This window comes from Kitasatospora cathayae (genome assembly GCF_027627435.1).
GTDB lineage: Bacteria > Actinomycetota > Actinomycetes > Streptomycetales > Streptomycetaceae > Kitasatospora > Kitasatospora cathayae.
Genome location: NZ_CP115450.1, coordinates 7,930,578 through 7,947,762, shown reverse-complemented (window position 1 = coordinate 7,947,762; position 17,185 = coordinate 7,930,578). Strand labels below are relative to the sequence as shown.

The 17,185-nt window shown below is 73.3% G+C and carries 12 protein-coding genes; 8 read left to right on the top strand and 4 right to left on the bottom strand.

The annotated features are described in order from the left end of the window. Window positions 1-8 precede the first annotated feature (8 nt). The 3 genes from O1G21_RS35450 to O1G21_RS35440 all read right to left on the bottom strand — a co-directional run bounded on the left by O1G21_RS35450 (window position 9) and on the right by O1G21_RS35440 (window position 2,646). Window positions 9-527, bottom strand: coding sequence for a gamma carbonic anhydrase family protein (locus O1G21_RS35450; RefSeq protein WP_270149561.1), 519 nt, complete (start codon window positions 525-527; stop codon window positions 9-11). Between the two features lie 56 nt (window positions 528-583). Continuing rightward, a complete protein-coding gene (locus O1G21_RS35445) occupies window positions 584-1,900 on the bottom strand; it encodes a serine hydrolase domain-containing protein (RefSeq protein ID WP_270149560.1) in 1,317 nt (438 codons plus the stop codon). A gap of 179 nt (window positions 1,901-2,079) precedes the next feature. After that, window positions 2,080-2,646 (bottom strand): DJ-1/PfpI family protein, encoded by a 567-nt coding sequence (locus O1G21_RS35440; RefSeq protein ID WP_270149558.1) that lies wholly within the window; start codon window positions 2,644-2,646, stop codon window positions 2,080-2,082. 328 nt (window positions 2,647-2,974) lie between these two features. On the opposite strand from O1G21_RS35440, the gene O1G21_RS35435 reads away from it, so the two are divergent. Both O1G21_RS35435 and O1G21_RS35430 read left to right on the top strand, forming a co-directional pair. Next, complete coding sequence (locus tag O1G21_RS35435) at window positions 2,975-3,523, top strand: RBBP9/YdeN family alpha/beta hydrolase (RefSeq protein WP_270149556.1); 549 nt, start codon at window positions 2,975-2,977, stop codon at window positions 3,521-3,523. 4 nt (window positions 3,524-3,527) lie between these two features. Next, window positions 3,528-4,151 carry a hypothetical protein gene (locus tag O1G21_RS35430; RefSeq protein ID WP_270149555.1) on the top strand — a complete coding sequence of 208 codons (624 nt, stop codon included), beginning with the start codon at window positions 3,528-3,530 and terminating at the stop codon, window positions 4,149-4,151. 24 nt (window positions 4,152-4,175) lie between these two features. On the opposite strand, the gene O1G21_RS35425 is transcribed toward O1G21_RS35430, so the two are convergent. Next, a complete protein-coding gene (locus O1G21_RS35425) occupies window positions 4,176-5,018 on the bottom strand; it encodes a polysaccharide deacetylase family protein (RefSeq protein ID WP_270149554.1) in 843 nt (280 codons plus the stop codon). 295 nt (window positions 5,019-5,313) lie between these two features. Between O1G21_RS35425 and O1G21_RS35420 the strand changes: the two genes are divergently transcribed. From O1G21_RS35420 to O1G21_RS35395, 6 genes are all read left to right on the top strand, one after another. Beyond that, window positions 5,314-8,217 carry an AfsR/SARP family transcriptional regulator gene (locus O1G21_RS35420; RefSeq protein ID WP_270149553.1) on the top strand — a complete coding sequence of 968 codons (2,904 nt, stop codon included), beginning with the start codon at window positions 5,314-5,316 and terminating at the stop codon, window positions 8,215-8,217. A gap of 146 nt (window positions 8,218-8,363) precedes the next feature. Beyond that, window positions 8,364-8,621, top strand: coding sequence for a plantaricin C family lantibiotic (locus O1G21_RS35415; RefSeq protein WP_270149551.1), 258 nt, complete (start codon window positions 8,364-8,366; stop codon window positions 8,619-8,621). A gap of 80 nt (window positions 8,622-8,701) precedes the next feature. Next, window positions 8,702-11,746, top strand: coding sequence for a type 2 lanthipeptide synthetase LanM (gene lanM, locus O1G21_RS35410; RefSeq protein WP_270149550.1), 3,045 nt, complete (start codon window positions 8,702-8,704; stop codon window positions 11,744-11,746). Window positions 11,747-11,883: 137 nt separating this feature from the next. Continuing rightward, complete coding sequence (locus O1G21_RS35405; protein WP_270149547.1) at window positions 11,884-12,105, top strand: class II lanthipeptide, LchA2/BrtA2 family; 222 nt, start codon at window positions 11,884-11,886, stop codon at window positions 12,103-12,105. Window positions 12,106-12,195: 90 nt separating this feature from the next. Continuing rightward, on the top strand, window positions 12,196-15,000 hold the full coding sequence (lanM, locus tag O1G21_RS35400) for a type 2 lanthipeptide synthetase LanM (protein WP_270149546.1): 2,805 nt from the start codon (window positions 12,196-12,198) through the stop codon (window positions 14,998-15,000). Beyond that, window positions 15,000-17,177 (top strand): peptidase domain-containing ABC transporter, encoded by a 2,178-nt coding sequence (locus O1G21_RS35395; protein ID WP_270149545.1) that lies wholly within the window; start codon window positions 15,000-15,002, stop codon window positions 17,175-17,177. Before lanM (O1G21_RS35400) ends, O1G21_RS35395 begins: the two co-directional genes overlap by 1 nt. Window positions 17,178-17,185 lie beyond the last annotated feature (8 nt).

Here is a 17,185-nt window from a genome sequence, read left to right as displayed (position 1 = left end):
ATGCCGTGCTAGATCTGCCGGTGGGCCTCGGCGAGGAGCAGGTAGCCCTCGCCGTTGACCTTGATGCCGGCCTTCTCCTCCTCCGTCAGCGGGCGGCGGACCTTCGCGGGGACGCCCGCGACCAGGGAGCCGGGCGGGACGTCCGTGCCCTGGGTCACCACCGCGCCCGCGGCGACCAGGGAGCCGGCGCCGATCCGGGCGCCGTTGAGGACGGTCGCGTTCATGCCCACCAGGGCGTCGTCCTCGACGGTGCAGCCGTGCAGCACCGCGTTGTGGCCGACCGAGACGCGCTCGCCGACCACCAGCGGGAAGCCGGGGTCGGCGTGCAGGGTGCAGTTGTCCTGGATGTTGCTGCCCGCGCCGACGGTGATCGACTCGGCGTCGCCGCGCAGCACCGCCCCGTACCAGATGCTCGCGCCGGCGGCGACGGTGACGTCACCCACGACGACGGCGTTGGGTGCGAGGAAGGCGCCCGGGTCGACGGCGGGCGCCCTGCCCCCGACGGTGGCGATCAGCGGTTCGGCCATGGCTCGTCCTCCTGGTGACGGTCGACGGTCTGTCGCCGGTCAGCGTAGGGGGCCGGTCAGGACCCGGGGCGGGCGAGGTCGGGTACCGGCCCGGGTACGGCGGAGGGGTCGAGCGCCGGAGCCTGGGTGCCGCACAGGGCGGTGGCGGTCAGCCTGTTCCAGGCGGCGTTGGCGGCGGTCCCGTCCCCGACGTCGTAGACGGTGAGGGAGGCGGCGAACTGGCGCTTGCCGTCCGCCGAGCCGAGCATCAGGGTGCTGTAGCCGGGGATGCCGCCGGCGTGGCCCCAGAAGGTGCCGCACGGGGTGTCCACCCTCTGGAGGCCGAGGCCGTAGCTCCGGCCCCCGCCGTTCGGGCTGGTCCGCTGCATCTCGGCGAGTTCGGCCGGGGGCAGCAGGCGGCCACCGAGCAGGGCGCCGACGAAGGTGGTGAGGTCGGCGGTGGTGGAGATGCCGGCGCCGGCGGAGCCGGCCATCGAGGGGTCGAGCAGGGTGACGTCCGCCGGGCCGGCGTCGGTCTTGAGGTAGCCGTGGGCGTGCGGGCCCGGGATGAAGGGCGAGTTGCCGGGCATCGAGGTGCCGGTGAGGTGGAGCGGGCGGATGATCCGGCGGGTGACCTCCTCCTGCCAGCTGTGGCCGGTGAGCTTCTCGATGATCATCCCGATCAGCACGAAGTTGGTGTTGGAGTAGCCCCAGTCCCGGCCCGGCGGGAAGGCCGGCGGGTACCTGTCGGCGATGTCGACCAGGGCCTGGAGGGAGTACGGCTGGAAGCGGCGGTCGGTCAGCCAGTCCTGGTCGGTGAACTCGAAGGCCGGGTCCTGGGTGTAGTTGGCGATGCCGCTGGTGTGGTTGAGCAGTTGCCGGACGGTGATCGCGGTGCTGTTGGGGACGACGCCGGGCAGCAGGCACTCCAGCCGGTCGTCGAGGTCCAGCCGCCGCTCGCCGACGAGTTGGAGCAGCGTGGTGGCGACGAAGGTCTTGGTGGTGCTGCCGATCCGGAAGCGGCCGTCCGGGTCGGCGGGCCGGCCGGTGCCGAGGTCCGCGACGCCGGTGGCGTTGCGCCAGACCAGCCGGCCGTTCTCCCGGACGGCGCCGAGGGCGGAGGTGCCGTAGCCGGGCCCGGTGAGGCCGGCCAGGGCGGCGTCCGCGGCCGCCCAGTCGGCCCGGCCCTCGGCGGAGTCCGTCCGGTCGGCGCGGTCGGCGGCGGTGAGGTGGACGGCGCCGTGGCAGCCGGACGCCGAGGAGCTGCCGACGGGCCGGGCGACGGCGGCCGGAGCGAGGGTGGCCAGCAGGCCGGCGCCCGCGGCGATCGTGAGGGCGGCCCGCAGGGCGGGTCGGCGGCGTCCGCGGCGGGGGACGGTCGGATCGGCGGTCATGCCGTGCTCCCTGGTTCGGGGCCGCCGGGATCCCGGGGCCGACAACTCCAGCTTTTTCCATGGTGGTTGACACCATGGCAGAGCGGTCGGCGACGGTCGTCAACCCGGAGGAGGGCCCGCTACCCTGACCGGGACCCGGAACCGTACCCCGAGAAGTCTCGGGGTACGGACGGAAGAAGTCAGGAGAGCGGGGCCTTGGTGCGCAGGACCTCGATGAAGGCCCGCAGCCACGCCGGGTGGTCGGGCCAGGCCCGGGCCGAGACGACCACGCCGTCCACCACCGCCTCGCCCTCCACGAACTCGGCGCCCGCCGCCTTGATGTCCGGGGCGAGCGCGGGGTAGGCGGAGGTGCGGCGGCCGTCGAGCACCCCGGCGGCGGCGGTGATCAGCGGGCCGTGGCAGATCTGGGCGACCGGCTTGTCCCCTTCGAAGAAGTGCCGGGCGATCCGCTGCACGTCCGGGTCGTTTCGCAGGTACTCGGGCGCGCGGCCTCCGGGGATGACCAGGGCGACGTAGTCGGCCGGGTCGACGTCGGCCAGGGCGAGGTCGGCGGGCCAGGTGTAGCCGGGCTTCTCCGTGTACGTGTCGTAGCCGTCCACGAAGTCGTGCACCACGAACTGCAGGCGTTTCTTGGTCGGGGCCGCGATGTCGACCTGGTAGCCCTCCTCGCGCAGCCGCTGGTACGGGTAGAACACCTCCAGCGACTCGGCGGCGTCCCCGGTGACGAGCAGGATCTTCGATGTCATCGCCGACATCCCTCCACGTGATCGAGCATCAGGCCTGGTGCGGGCCTGGGCGGCGGCCGCCGCGCTCGGGCCCGGTCCAACCTCCCGTACCGGCGCCGCCGTTGGCAACGGGGCGCACCGGGCGTGCGGCGGCGCACCGCCCTGCTCGGGCGCCGGTCGTGAGCCGTGCGCGCCGGGGCCGGCGGCGCACGGCGGCTGATACGACTGTGGGCCCGGCGGCGGGTGCGACGCCCGGCTGCGGCGCCGGGGCGTGCGCGGCCTAGACTCTCGTGCTGCCTGACCACCGGACGTCCACCGTCCGCAGCCCGACCGCCTCCCGGAGGAGCCCATGCCCGACCGCGTCACCTACCTCGTCCTGCCCGGCTACCAGAACTCCGGCCCCGCGCACTGGCAGACCCGCTGGGAGGCCGCCGAGCCGGAGACCTTCCGCCGGGTCGAGCAGGCGGACTGGGACCACCCGGAGCAGCAGGACTGGGTGGCCCGGGTGGACGCGGCGGTGCACTCGGCCGCCGCCGAGGGGCCGGTGGTGCTGGTCGCGCACAGCCTGGGCTGCATCACGGCGGCCCGCTGGGTCGCGGGTGCGTCGGTCGAGCGGACCGCCGCCGTGCGGGGCGCGCTGCTGGTCGCCCCGGCGGACGTCGACACCGCCGAGGTGCCGGAGCTGCTGGGCTTCCGGCCGGTGGCGCTGGAGCGTTTCCCGTTCCCGACCCTGGTGGTCGCCTCCACCGACGACCCGTGGGTGACCCCCGAGCGGGCCCGGCAGTTCGCCGAGGCCTGGGGCGCGCGGTACGTCGAGCCGGGCGCCTACGGGCACGTCAACTCGGACTCCGGGCTGGGTGACTGGCCGGAGGGCCGGAAACTCCTCGCGGAGCTGTGAGCCGATGACCGGGGGGTCGATGAACGAGCGCTGGAACCGGCGGACGCCGCGGGGCAGGCGCACCCTCGTCCGGGTGCTGCTGGCGCTCGGCGCGGCGGCCGTCCTGCTGTACACCGAGGGCCAGTGGGAGAGCCGCTCGGGCGGCCTGATGCTGGTCGCCGACCTGCTGAACCGACCGGAACTGCTGCTCGGCGGCGCGCTGGCCGCGCTGATCGCGGCCGCCTGGCTGAGCGACCGCCGCACCGCCGTACGGGCGGCCACCCGGGCGGTCACGGTGACCGCCGGGGTGGTGTTCCTGCTCGGCGTGCTGGCCGCGCACAAGGTGTCCGCGGCCGAGACCCGCAGCCGCGAGGACGCCCCGGCCGGCGCGGCACGGGCCCTGGTGGTGGTGCACCGCTCGTACGACTCCGGGCCGCAGGCCGGCGAGCACTGGCAGGTGCTGCTGGAGAGCGGCGAGGGCTGGTCGGCCCGGCGCTGGCTGCTCGCCGACGTCGGCGGCGCCCCGGACGAGGCCCGCCTGGTGGAGGCGAGTTGGACCGGGCGGGCACAGATCACCGTGGTCACCGACTCCTACCGGCGGGTGTTCAACCTCGACCAGGACACCGGCGAACCGGTAGAGGCGCGGTAGGGCTGGTCCTTCAGCCCCCCGCAGTCACGGGGTGGTCTGGACCGGGAAGCCGGTGGGACGGCCCTGCGCCTTCAGCCAGCCGAGCACCTGGCCGAGGGCCTCGACGGTCTGCTGACGGTCGCCGCCCCCGTCGTGGAACAGGATGGTCGGGCCGTTGCCGATCTCCTTCTTGACGGTGTCGACGATGGCGGCCGTGCCGGGCTTGCTGAAGTCCTTCGAGTCGACGTTCCAGCCGAGCGGGCGCATGCCGTTCGCCGCGGCGATGCGTCGGCTGTCGGGCGTGAACGCGCCGCCGGGGGCCCGGTAGTACATCACTTCGGCACCGCCGCCCGCGGCCTGCTCGATCATCTTCTTCGCGTCCAGGATCTCCTTCTCCTGGTAGGCGACGGGCTTCTTGTCCATGGTGGTGTCGTGGTCCACGGTGTGGTCGCAGAGCCGGTGGCCGGCCGCGACGACCTGCTTGACCAGGTCGGGGTGGGCCTTGGCCTGAGGCCCGATCATGCAGAACGTCGCCTTCACGCCGTACCGCTTGAGCACGTCGAGGACCTTCGGGGTCCAGACCGGGTCCGGGCCGTCGTCGATGGTGATGTTGACGGCGTTGCCCCCGGTCTCGGAGGCGTGGGCTATGCCCTCCGGTATGCGCCCCTGCTGCGTACCGCCGCCACCGCCGCTGCCCTGGGCGCCGTCCTGGCCGCTGTGGTCGCCGTCGTTCGACTCCCCCTGCTGCGCGACGTTCTGATGGGGAGCGGCGGTCGATTCGGTGACCGTCGGCACCACCCAGGCGGTCGCCGCCACGGCGACGACCGCCACCGCTATGGCCACCCGCGAACCGTTGCCCAGCTTCCCCATGCGCGCCCTGAAGTCCATCGACGACACTCCCCCCGACTACACCTGCCTGCTGTCTCCGAGGTCCATGACGCCAACCGGGCCGGAAGGGTTCCCTCGGTTCGACGCGCGTAGCAGGCGGGTGGCGCCTCACCGGTGAGATCCCGGGCCGGAGACCGCATCCCGTGGTTCCGCCCCGACGGCGGGCCGCCGCGGCCGTACTGAGCTGGGCATGCGCTTGATCCGGGCGGGGAGCCGAAGGTCGGGCGCGGTGGATAGCATCGCTGCAACGGGGTGATCGACCCGGCCGGCTCTGCCGGTCGGTCTTGGGGGAGTCGTGCGTTTCAGCTTGCTCGGCCCGGTCGCGGTGCGGCGGGGCGATCGGGTGGTGCCGGTGGGCGGGCCGAAGGTCCGGGCGCTGCTGGCTGCGTTGTTGTTGCAGGCGAACCGGGCGGTGTCGCCGAGCAGTCTTCAGGGCGCGCTGTGGGGCGAGGAGCCGCCGGTGACCGCGGCGTCCTCGCTGGCCAATCATGTGATGCGGCTGCGGCGGGCGTTGGAGGCCGAGGCCGAGGATGGGTCGCGGCTGTCCGCGACCCCGTACGGGCCGCTGCTGCGGGTGGACGAGGGGGAGCTGGACGTCCGGGAGTTCACCGGTCTGCTCACCCTCGCCCGCGAGGCCCGTGGGCGGCGGGACTGGCCGGCCGTGAGCGGGCACGCCGGCGCGGCCATGGCGTTGTGGCGCGGTCGGCCGCTGTCGGACCTTCCGGTCCTGCACACGTTGGAGGCCGAGGTCAGGCACCTGTGCGAGGCGCATCTGCAGGCCCTGGAGTGGTACTTCGAGGCGGAGCTGGAGCTGGGGCGGCACACCGAGGTGACTCCGGAGCTGAGCCGTTGGGCGGCCGAGCACCCGCTGCACGAGTCGCTGCACGTCCTGCTCGTCACCGCGCTGTACCGCGGCGGGCGCCAGGCCGAGGCGCTCGAGGTGTTCGAGACCGTGCGCACGGCGCTGGCCGAGGAGCTGGGCGTGGATCCGGGCCCGGCCCTGCGGGCCGTTCACCAACGGGTGCTGACCGCCGACCCGCTCCTGTTGAAGGAGCAGTCGAAGGAACAACGGAAGGCACGGCCGGTCCCCGAAGCCGGCCTCGTGACGGCGCCGCCCGCGCCGTCGGCACCAGCCCAACTGCCGCTGGACGCAACGCTGTTCACCGGACGCAAGAACGAACTGCGCCGGCTGCGCGCAGTGCTGGAGCAGGCCGCGGACGGGAACGGCCCCGGCGTGGTGGCCGTGACCGGCATGGGCGGCGTCGGCAAGAGCGCGCTCGCCGTCCACGCCGCCCACCTGCTGCGCGACCGCTTCCCGGACGGGCAGCTCCACCTGGACCTGCGCGGCCACGGCACCGCGACCCCGCGCACCGCGCACGAGCTGCTCGCGTCCGTGTTGACCGACCTCGCCGTAGCCCTGCCCGAGGACACCGGCCACCGGGCGGCGCTGCTGCGCTCGGTGCTCGCCGAGCGGCGCGTGCTGCTGCTCCTTGACAACGCCCGCGACAGCGGGCAGGTGCTCCCGCTGCTGCCCGGCACCGGCCACAGCGCGGCGATCGTCACCAGCCGCTCCACCCTCACCGACCTGCCGACCCCCCACCACCTGTCGCTCGCCCCCATGGACGTCGAGGAGCAGCGCGCCCTGCTGTGCGCGCTGTGCGGCAGCGACCGGGTCGAGCAGGACCTCGACGCCGCGCTGCGGATCCTGGCGGCCTGTGGGGGCCTGCCGCTGGCCCTGCGCATCGTCGGCGCCCGGCTGGCCGCCCGACCGGCCTGGCCGCTGGCGACCCTCGCCGACCGGCTCGCCCCCGAGGGGCCCGGTCGCCTGAGCACCCTGGCGGCAGGGCACCTCCAGGTCCGCGCCACCTTCGCCGCCAGCTACCTCGCCCTGCGGGACAGCGAGTCGCCCGGCGAGCGAGAGGCCGCGCGGGCCTTCCGCCTCCTCGGTCTGTGGTCCGGTCAGACGGTCGGCCCGGCCGACGCCGCCGCCCTCCTCGACCGCGACCCCGCGCGGGCCGAGGAGCTGCTCGAACAGCTCGTCGACGCCCACCTGCTCCAGACCCCGGCCCCGCTGCGCTACCGCCTCCACGACCTGCTCGCCGAGTACGCCGTCGAATGCGCCGAGGCCGACGAGAGCGAGCAGGAGCGCGAGGCGGCGCGGCTGCGGATGTGCGTCTGGTACGCGCTGGCCCTGGAGAACGCCCGCCTGGCCATTCCCGAGGGCGGCCAACTGCCGCCCCGGCTCGGCCAGGAGCCGCCCGCCCCGCTGCCCGTCTTCACCGACGAGGCCCAGGCCCTCGCCTGGTGCCGGCGCGAACTCGCCGGCATCGGCGAGGCCATCCGGCAGGCCGGGGAGAGCCGCCGCTTCGACCTCGCCTGGCGGATGGCCGTCTGGCTCCTCGGCTACATGCGGACCTCCTGGTGGACCGGCCACTGGGAGAGCTACCTCCAGCAGGCGCTCGACATCGCCCACGGACGCGCCGAACGCCACGACGAACAGCACGCCGCACAGCACGACGACCGGCTCGGCCGCGCCTGGCTGCTGCGCAGCCTGGGCGCATGCCACGGCATGTCCCGACGCCCCGACCGCGCCATCGAGGCCTTCGAGGAGGCCCTCACGCTGTTCGACGACCCCGAGAGCCAGGCCGCCACCCTCGCCTACCTGTCGGTGGCGCACGGTGCGGCCGGCCACGGCGACCAGGCCCTCACCCACGCCCGCGCGGCCCTCGACCTCCACCTGAGCAGCGGCGGCAACCGGCACCGCACCGCGATCTTCATGAGCACCATGGCCGACGCCCTGCGGGTGTCCGGGCACCTCGACGAGGCCGAACTGCATTACCGCGAGGCGATCGTGCTGTGGCGCGACCACGGGGACGCCAACGGCACCGCCGTCGTCCTGACCAACCACGGCGACGTGCTGCGCGAACTCGGCCGCCGCGACGACGCGTTCGCGGCCCTCGACGAGGCCCTCGCGACCTTCCGGCGCATCGGCAACGCCGCCCTCACCGCCGAGTGCCTGGTCACGATGGCCCGCACCCACGCCCGCTTCGACGAGTGGACGCAGGGCCGCGCCCGCATCCACGAGGCGATCGACGTCGCCGACCGCCACCACCTGGGGTCCTGGCTCCACGAGGCGCGTGAGGTCCACGACATGATCGAACTCGGCGTGATCGAAAGCACCTGGCCCGCGGACCGCTGAGAGCTGCCGTCCGTTCCCGCAAAAGCCTGTCCCTTCACAAAGGCCCGTCCGTACCGGCTCACTCCCCCACGGAGCGTACGGACGGGCCTTCGCGTACGGGTCAACAGGCGGCGTGAATCTCCTGTTGACGGCCTGTTGAGCGGCTGTTGACGGCCGCTGCGACGCTGGCTCCAGAGCGGTCCGAACAGGGACCGCCCGAATCTCGAAATGAGCCAACTGCCATGCGCAATCCCAATGTTGACATCCTCGAAGAGATCAGCGAGCAGGACCTCGACGGTCTGAGCGCCGGCACCTTCACCGGCCCCATCGAGGTGCTCACCTACACGGCCGCCAGCTGGGCGATGGGCAACAACGGCTACCTCTGCACCGTCACCGCCGAGTGCCAGAAGAACTGCCAGCACTGATCCCCTCCGGGGTGCCGGGTGCTGAGCACCCGGCACCCCCACCCCTCCGCGAAACCGGAACACTCATCATGCGTGCACCAATGCCGAGTGCAGTGGCGGAAATCCTGCACACCTATCTTCCGGAGCTGCCGGACGGCGCGGCCCGGGACCGCCTGTTCGAAACCCTGCTCGACGAAGCCGCGCGCGGCGATGACGCCGGAGCCGCCGGCCCGGACGTTCCCGTACCGGGGGCCTACCACCCAGCATCCGACCCGGAAGGCCTGTTCGGGGACTACTTCGCCCACTTCGTCCGAACCTGGGCGGGGCGGATCGAGGCCGCCGTGGCCGCCTCACCGGTGGTGGCGGCGGAGAACACGATCGTCCGGGACTTCGTCCAGGCCCAGACCGAGGCGGTCTCCGCCCTGATGCTACGTGCCCTGCTGGAGGAGCTCCACCGGCTCCGGTCCGCCGGTTCGCTGCCGGGCGACACCCCGGAGGAGCGCTACCGCGGTTTCCGGGCCTGGACCAACAGCGCTGCCGGGCACGCCGAAATGCTCCAGCGCTATCCCCTGCTCTTCCGCGCCGTGCGACTGCGCGTGCGGTCGGCGGAGGACTACCTGCTGGAGGTGATCGAAGCGGCCGGACGCCACCGCGAGGAGCTCGCCGCCCGCATCCCCGGAATCGGCCCGGACCCGCTGGTCACCGCGATCTCGCTGGGCCAGGGCGACACCCACAACGGCGGGAGGTCGACGGCCCGGATCCGCTTCGCGGACGGCAGCCGGGTGATCTACAAGCCGCATCCGATCGAGGCCGAGATCGGGTACAACGCCTTCGTCGCCTGGATCAACGAGCGTCTGGGCACCGGTCTGCGCACGATCAGCGCGGTGCCGACCGGGGACGGCGGGTTCGTCGAGTACGTCCGCACCGAGGAGTTCACCGGCGACGCCGAGGAGTACTTCGCGCACATAGGCCGGCTCACCGGGGTGCTCCACCTGCTCAAGGCCACCGACATCCACTACGAGAACGTGGTCACGGGCGCGGCCGGTCCGGTCGTCATCGACACCGAGACGCTGCTCACCCCGCGGCTCGACGTGCCGTCCGATGACGGCAGCCGGTCCGCCGCGCACGAGGCCGCCACCGCGATCCGTGAATCCGTCGCGGCGATCGGCATCCTGCCGACGCTCCTGAAGCCCGGCGATGCCGACCGGGGCCTGGACATCGGTGCCATCGGCTACGACCCGGGCCAGGACATCCCGTTCCGAACGCTGGCCGTGCGCAATCCGGGCCGCGACGACATGTTCGTGGAACTCGCGGCCGGGCGGACGGTGGCCGCCAACGCGAACCTCTCCGTGCGCGGTGCCACCGCCGTGCCGGTGCCGATGCAACGCGACGTCATCAAGCGGGAGTTGCGCCGGGTCCTGGAGTACGCGAGCGCGCACCGCGACGAAGTGATGGCCGCGATCGAGACCCACCTCGGCGACGTCCGCTTCCGGTACGTCAACAACCCCACGATGTTCTACACCCAGCTCCTGAGGATGGCCACCCACCCCACCGCGCTGCGCGACCCGCTGGTCAGGGCGGCCGTACTGAACCGGGTGGTGCTGCGGACCGGCGACGCGGCCGAGCTGGTCGACGAGGAGGTCCGTCAGCTCGCGGCCTGGGACGTCCCGTACTTCTCCTACACGCCGCGCTCCACCGCCGTGTTCGCCGGGACCGGGGCCGAAACCGCCGGCACCTCGGTCGTCCGGTCCGGGGCGTTCCAGGAGCCCGCCCTGGAGACGGTCCGGGCGCGCATCGCCGCCCTGAGCCCGGCGGCGATCGAACGCGAGCTACTCCTGGTCGACCTCGCCTTCGTCCACAAGCTCCCGGTGGAACAGGAGCCGACCGGCTTCGCCCCGGTCCGGCCCGTCGGCGCGGCACCCGCGACCGTGGACCGGGCGCGGCTGCTGGCCGAGGCCGTCCGCATCGGGGACGGCCTGGTCGAGGGGATGGTCCTGGGCCGGGACGACCGGTACCCGGCCACCTGGATTGCTCCCCAGGTCATGACGGCCGAACAGAGCCAGTGGTGCCCGGGCACGCTGGGCTTCGACCTCTACGGCGGCAGCCCCGGACTCGCCCTCGTCCTCGCCGGGCTCGCCCGCGAGACCGGGGACGAGCGGTACGCGGCCGCGGCGACCCGGGTGCTCGGCCCCTTGGAGTACCAGCTCCGGCGCGAGGCGCTGGCCGGTCCGAGGACCTCCCTCGGCGGGATGACCGGCCTCGCGGGCACCGTGTACGCCCTCGCCACGGCCCGACGGCTGCTGGGCACCACGGGCACCGACGCCATCGGCACCACCGGCGGCGCCATGACGCTCGGCGAACTGGCCGGCGAGCTCGCCCGGCGCGCCGAGCCGGCGGTGGGCTGCGACTTCGTCAGCGGCATGGCCGGCACGCTCGCCGTCTGCCTCGCCCTGCACCGCGACGCGCGGGAGGACGCCGACCGGCAGCTCGTCGAGGAGGCCGCCCGGACGATCGCCGCCGAGGAGGCGCGCCTGCTCCGCGGCCTCAAGGCCGAGTCCGGGCAGGTCACCCCGTACACCGGGTACGCCCACGGCGCGATGGGGATCGCCCCGGTGCTGATCCGGTACGGCACGCTCTTCGGCGACGTGGAGGTGCGCGAGCTCGGCCTCGAGATCCTCGGCGCGGTGCTCGACGCCTACGACCCGGGCGACCGGGACTGGCCGCGGGTCTGGGGCGGCGACGACCGCTCGTACGCCTGGTGCCACGGTGCGCCCGGGATGCTGCTGGGCGCGCTCACGGTCGAGCGCCACGCTCCGGGCGCGATTCCCCGCCCGCGGCTGGAACGGCTCGCCGAGCTGACCCTGCACCGCGGCTTCGGCAACAACCCGACGTACTGCCACGGCGACCTGGCGAGCACGGAGATCGCCGTCATGGCGGAGCGGGAGCTGCCCGGCCTGTTCGGCGGGCGCCTGCCCGACGACCTCTACCCGCGCCTGTTCACCGAGGTCGTCGAGCGCTACGAGGAGCGCGCCGACACCAAGTACGGCCACAGCAGCAGCCTGCTGGTGGGCCGGGCGGGCTTCGCCTGGTCCGTCCTGCGCCACCTGGCCCCGGACGCCTACCCCTGCGTGCTGAGCCTCGCCTGAAGTTTGGCGGCCCACGCCCGCCGACGTCCGTCGGCGTGGGCCGTCGCTGAACGGGTTCCCGGACCCTCCGGGGACCTTGCTTGATCAATACCTCTTGATCAATACCTCTTGGTCAACACCCTAGGAAAGGAAGAGACATGAGCGACATCCTCATGGACGCCAGCACCGGCTTCATCCCGGAGGACGAGCTGGTGGAGCTGGCCGCGGAGCCGGACAGCATCGCGGTCGGCACCTGGCAGGTCATCGCGGCCACCGCGGCCACCGCCGCCGGTGTCGGGGCCGTTCTCGGCGGCATCGGCTCCATCAGCTCGTCCTGGGGCGGTGGTTGCCCGACCACGGCATGCACCAGCCGCTGCTGATCCCCTTCTGACGGACCGGCCCCGGGACACCCCGGGGCCGGTCCTCCCCGACGTCCATCGACGACCGAATGGCGAGGCCTCGTAGTGCAGTTGAGTGAGGAGACCCTCGAGACGTTGCTGCGGCAGCGCATCGAGGACAAGATCGAGGACAAGGCGGACGTGTTCGGCGGCTTCCACCGCCAACTGCTGGCCGAGAGCGCACGGCGGTTCACCCGCTGGGACCGGCTGGCGGAACCGGAGTTCGCCGACTTCATCGACCTCCCCGCGGTCACCGACGCGCTCCTGCACGCCATCATGGCCGCCTGCAGCGACATCGGCCTGCGCACCATCGTCACGGCCTTCCGCTCCCGCGGCACCGATCCGGCCCTCGCGGGCATGGACTACGACGAGTTCCACGCCTGGGCCGCGAGCGAGCACGGCCGCAAGGAACTGCTGGGCCGCTTCCCCGAGTTGGATCGCCTGCTGCGGCTGACCGCCGCGCGCCGCGTCGAGCACGCCCGGCGCGTCCTCCAGGCCGCCTGGGAGGACCGGCACCTGCTCCACAACGCCTTCGCCACCAGCGGGCGCGTCGTGTCGTTCGTCCCCGGCCTCGGCGACCCGCACCGCGGCGGCCGGACCGTCTCCTTCGTCGGCTGGGAGAACGGCGCGACCGCCGTCTACAAGCCACAACAGGACAGCGCTCAACCGCTCCTGGAGGCCGTGCGCTCCGTGGCCGACGCGGACGGCGGATTCTTCGGCCCGCTCCACCCCGCGACCGTCGCCCGCCCGACCCACCTGTGGCAGGAGCGCGTCCAGCACACCGACCTCTACGAAACCGCCGGCCCGGCCCGCTACTTCCGGCGGTTCGGCCGGGTCGCCGCGCTGCTGACCATGCTCGGCGCCACCGACCTGCACAACGAGAACGTCATCGCCACCGCCGAAGGTCCCGTGGTGATCGACACCGAGACCCTGGTGTCCCTGCCCGCCACGCAGGCCTCGCCGCTGAACCGCGAACTCGAGGCTTCCGTCCTCAACACGCTCCTCTTCCCGGCCCGTTTCAGCGGCGCCACCGTCGACGTCGACCTGTCCGCCGTCGGATGCGTGAGCCCGGGAGGCTCCCAGAAGCTGCAGTCCCACGGCCTGGTCGACGCCGGCACCGACCAGATCCGGTTCGACCAGGCCCCCGCCGTCCCCCAGCACCGCACCAACATGGCCACCGTACGGGGCGAGCAGCTCGACCCCCGGCTGTGGGTCGGCGAGATCACCGCGGGATTCGATGAGGCCCGCGCGCTGCTCGGGACGCACCGCACCGCGATCGAACGCGTCGTGGAGCGGACGAGCGGCTGGTCGATCCGCCAGGTGCTCCGCCCCACCTACCTCTACGCCCGCTTCCTCGAAGCCTCCCTCCACCCGGCCCACCTCGCGAGCCCCTCGGCCCGCGCGGACCTGCTCGCCAAACTGCCCCCGCGCCACCGCGGCCTCGACGCCCCGGAGGCCTCGGACGCCGCCCTCCGCGACGAGGTGGCCGCACTGCTCGACCTCGACGTGCCCTTCTACGACCTGCCGTGCGACTCCCGGCAGCTGCGCGGCAGCGACGGCCGACCGGTCGTCACCGCCTCCGGCGACCCCGTCGAGCTGCCCAGCACTCCCCAGCAGGCGGCGCTGCGCAGCATCGCCGCCTTCTTCGACCGCCCCGCGGGCCGCGACCTGACCTACCTCGGCTACGCGCTCGGCAGTTCGGTGGACGACGTCTGGGACGTCCGCCGCCCGCCCGTCCACGCCGGTCCGGCGCTCGATGACGCGCCCGGCTGGCGCGCGGACCTCGCCGAGCTCGTGGTCGGCGAGGCCGACCGGCCGACCTGGCTGATGCCCCGGCTGGACGGGGACGGCCTGCGACTGGGCGCCGTCGACCCGGCGCTGCACGAGGGCGGCGGACTGCTGCTCTACCTCGCCGAGGCCGGGCGCGCCCACGGGACGTCCGTGATCGGGGCCGACCCCGCCGCCGTCTACGCCACCGCGATGCCGCCGCAGCTGCCCACGGCGACGACCGCGGCCGCTCTCTCGCCGTTCACGGGGGCGCTCTCCGCCGTCGTCACCGGACTGGAACTGCGGAGGCGCGGCGCGGACCCGGCTCGGGTCGTACCGCCCACCCTGGCCACCGACATCGACGTCCGCAGCTTGTCCATCGACGACTTCGACTACCTCAACGGCTTCGCCGGCTACCTGCTCCACCGCGCGGAGTACACCGACGACAACGGCCTCCCCGCCATCGGCCCGCTGCTCGACCGCCTGCTGGACCTGGACGGCCCACCCACCGGGCATGAGGGCGAACTCGGTCTGGCCCACGGCCGCTTCGGCCGGATCGCCGCCCTGAGCGCGCTCGCCCTGAGCGGCGCCGACGACAGCGGCACGGACGACAGCGGCAGGGTGCGCGAGCACCTGGACGCCTTCGCCTCCGCGTACCTGCGCCACCGCTGGCAGGACGACTCCCTGCGGGACGCCGCCAGCCGGAGCAGCTGGTGCAAGGGCTACACCGGTGTCGCCTTCGCCGCCGCGAAGCTGCTGCGCGCCGTGGGGTACTCGGCGCAGCAGGCCCGCGAGGCCCTCGCGCCGGAGGTGGAGCACATCATCAACAACGCAATCAGCGGCGACATCAGCTTCTGCCACGGCGCCGCCGGCCGCCTCGCGATGCTCTGCTGGCTGGCCGACCGCCTCGACTGGCCCGCCCTGCGCGTCGAGGCCGCCGCCCTGCACGGCCGCTTCCTCGACCGCTACGGCGAGGGCGGCTGGTCCTTCGGCATCGGCTCGGTGACGGACCTGCCGTCCTTCCTCTACGGCCGGTCCGGCTGGTACTACGCCCAACTGATGCTCTCCGACCGCCGGGTCGAACTGCCCCTGTGCCTGGGAGGCCGCTGATGTCGCGCGTACCTCGGATACCGCTGCCGCGCCGTGTACGGCGGGTCAAGGAGGTCCACCAGTTCGCACCCACCGAGTGCGCGCTGTGCTGCATCGCGATGATCCTCTCGGCGCACGGTTCGACCGACTCGGTGGCGCGGCTGCGCCGGGAGCACGAGACCGGCCGGGACGGCCTGACCATCAGGGAGACCGCGGACATCCTGCGCGGGCACGGCTTCCGGGTGCGCACCTTCCGCGCGGGCACCGGCGGCCTGCGCAAGCTGGCGTTCCCGCTCATCGCCTACTGGGACGACAGCCACCTGGTGGTGCTGGAGAAGCTCACCGAACGCCACGCGACCGTCGTCGACCCGTCCGGCGGCCGGCGCAAGGTCACCGTCGAGGAGTTCGAGGGCCACTACTCGGGCCTGGCGATGGAGGCGACGCCCACCGACGCCTACACCCCGGTGCGCCACCACGAGCCGAGCGTGTGGCGGGAGTTCCTGCGGGCCCTGAGCGGTACGAAGGGGCCGCTGGCCGGCGCCTTCCTGATGTCGCTGCTGCTCTACGCCTTCACCGTCGTCATGCCGATGGCGATCGAGCGGGCCGTCAACGGCTTCGCCCGCTACTTCACCGAGCTGTCGCTGCCCCTGGTGCTGGCCGCGCTCCTGGCGCCGATGGCGGCCTACCTGGCCGTCTCGCTGGTGCGGTCGGTCTGCCTCTCCTCCGTCATCCGGAGCCTCGGCGAGCTGATGATGGGCCGGACCTTCCGCACCCTGCTCGGTCTTCCCTACAAGTACTTCGCCAACCGCTCCCAGGGCGAGCTGATGTACCGCCTGTCCAGCATCGCCGCGGTGCGGGACATGATCTCCAGTCAGGTCGCCGCCGTCCTGCTGGACCTGGGCAGCCTGGTGGTGGTGCTCACCTACGTCTTCCTGGGCTCCGTGCCCCTCGGGCTGATCGCCTCGGCGGTGCTGCTGTGCATGGTCGCGGTCGCCGCCGCCGCGTACCGGCCGATCCGGCGGACGACGGCCCTGGAGATCGACCGGACCGCCGAGTCGTCCTCCCTGCAGATGGAGGCGCTGGCCTCGATCGAGACGCTGAAGGTCTCGGGCATGACGGACTCCTTCCTCGCCGACTGGTCGAAGGTCTACGCCGGGGTGATGGACCGGACCCGCCGGCGGATCCTCCTGCAGGGCGCGGCCTCCGCGGGCCAGAGCGTGTTCCAGGTCTTCGGCCCGCTGCTGGTCCTGACGGCCGGCCTGTGGATGGTCTGGAAGGGGCGCCTCGACCTGGGCACGGCGGTGGCCGTCCAGGCCATGACGGCCACCAGCCTGGGCACCGTGACCTCGCTGTCCGGCGCCTTCTCCCAGCTCGTCGTCGTGAACGCCCAGGTGTCCCGGGTCGGCGACATCCTCCACCAGCCCCCGGCCCCGGCCGTGTTCGGCGACCTGGCGGCCGACCTGCGGGGCGACGTCTCGCTGCGCGAGGTCGGCTTCACCTACCCCGGCGCGAAGACCCCGGCCCTGCGGGGCGTCAGCTTCGACGTCCGGGCCGGTCAGAGCGTGGCGATCGTCGGCGGCTCCGGCTCGGGCAAGAGCACCCTCGGCAAGCTGCTCATGGGCCTCTACCCGGCCGCGACCGGCAGCATCGCCTTCGACGGCCTGCCCCTGGGCGAGATCAGCGCGGACTCCTTCTACCGCCGGGTCGCCTACGTGCCCCAGGACATCGTCCTCAGCAACCGGTCGATCGAGGAGAACATCGCCTTCGGCGTACCCGACGCGGACCGGGAACTGGTGCGCGAGGCCGCCCGGCAGGCCCAGATCCACCAGGACATCGAGGCCATGCCGCTGGGCTACCACACCCAGATCCGGGAGATGGGCGGAAGCCTGTCCGGCGGCCAGCGCCAACGCGTCGCCCTGGCCCGCGCCCTCGCCCGGCGGCCCGGCGTGCTGGTGCTCGACGAGGCCACCAGCGCCCTGGACACGGTGACCGAGTCGAGGATCGCCGAGGCGCTCGCCGGCCTGGAGTGCACCCGCATCGTCATCGCCCACCGGCTGTCCACCATCATGAACGCCGACCTGATCGTCGTCCTCCAGGACGGACGGGTCGTCCAGACCGGCCGGCACCACGAACTCCTGGCCGTGCCGGGGCCGTACCAGGAGCTGGTGCGCTCGCAGGTGAGCGTCCAGCCGGTGTGAGCGCGGCG

Bases quoted from the DNA above. Each gene is read 5' to 3' on its own strand.
- O1G21_RS35450 (WP_270149561.1), bottom strand. From the start codon at position 527: ATGGCCGAACCGCTGATCGCCACCGTCGGGGGCAGGGCGCCCGCCGTC.
- O1G21_RS35445 (WP_270149560.1), bottom strand. From the start codon at position 1,900: ATGACCGCCGATCCGACCGTCCCCCGCCGCGGACGCCGCCGACCCGCC.
- O1G21_RS35440 (WP_270149558.1), bottom strand. From the start codon at position 2,646: ATGACATCGAAGATCCTGCTCGTCACCGGGGACGCCGCCGAGTCGCTG.
- O1G21_RS35435 (WP_270149556.1), top strand. From the start codon at position 2,975: ATGCCCGACCGCGTCACCTACCTCGTCCTGCCCGGCTACCAGAACTCC.
- O1G21_RS35430 (WP_270149555.1), top strand. From the start codon at position 3,528: ATGACCGGGGGGTCGATGAACGAGCGCTGGAACCGGCGGACGCCGCGG.
- O1G21_RS35425 (WP_270149554.1), bottom strand. From the start codon at position 5,018: ATGGACTTCAGGGCGCGCATGGGGAAGCTGGGCAACGGTTCGCGGGTG.
- lanM (WP_270149550.1), top strand. From the start codon at position 8,702: ATGCCGAGTGCAGTGGCGGAAATCCTGCACACCTATCTTCCGGAGCTG.
- O1G21_RS35405 (WP_270149547.1), top strand. From the start codon at position 11,884: ATGAGCGACATCCTCATGGACGCCAGCACCGGCTTCATCCCGGAGGAC.
- O1G21_RS35395 (WP_270149545.1), top strand. From the start codon at position 15,000: ATGTCGCGCGTACCTCGGATACCGCTGCCGCGCCGTGTACGGCGGGTC.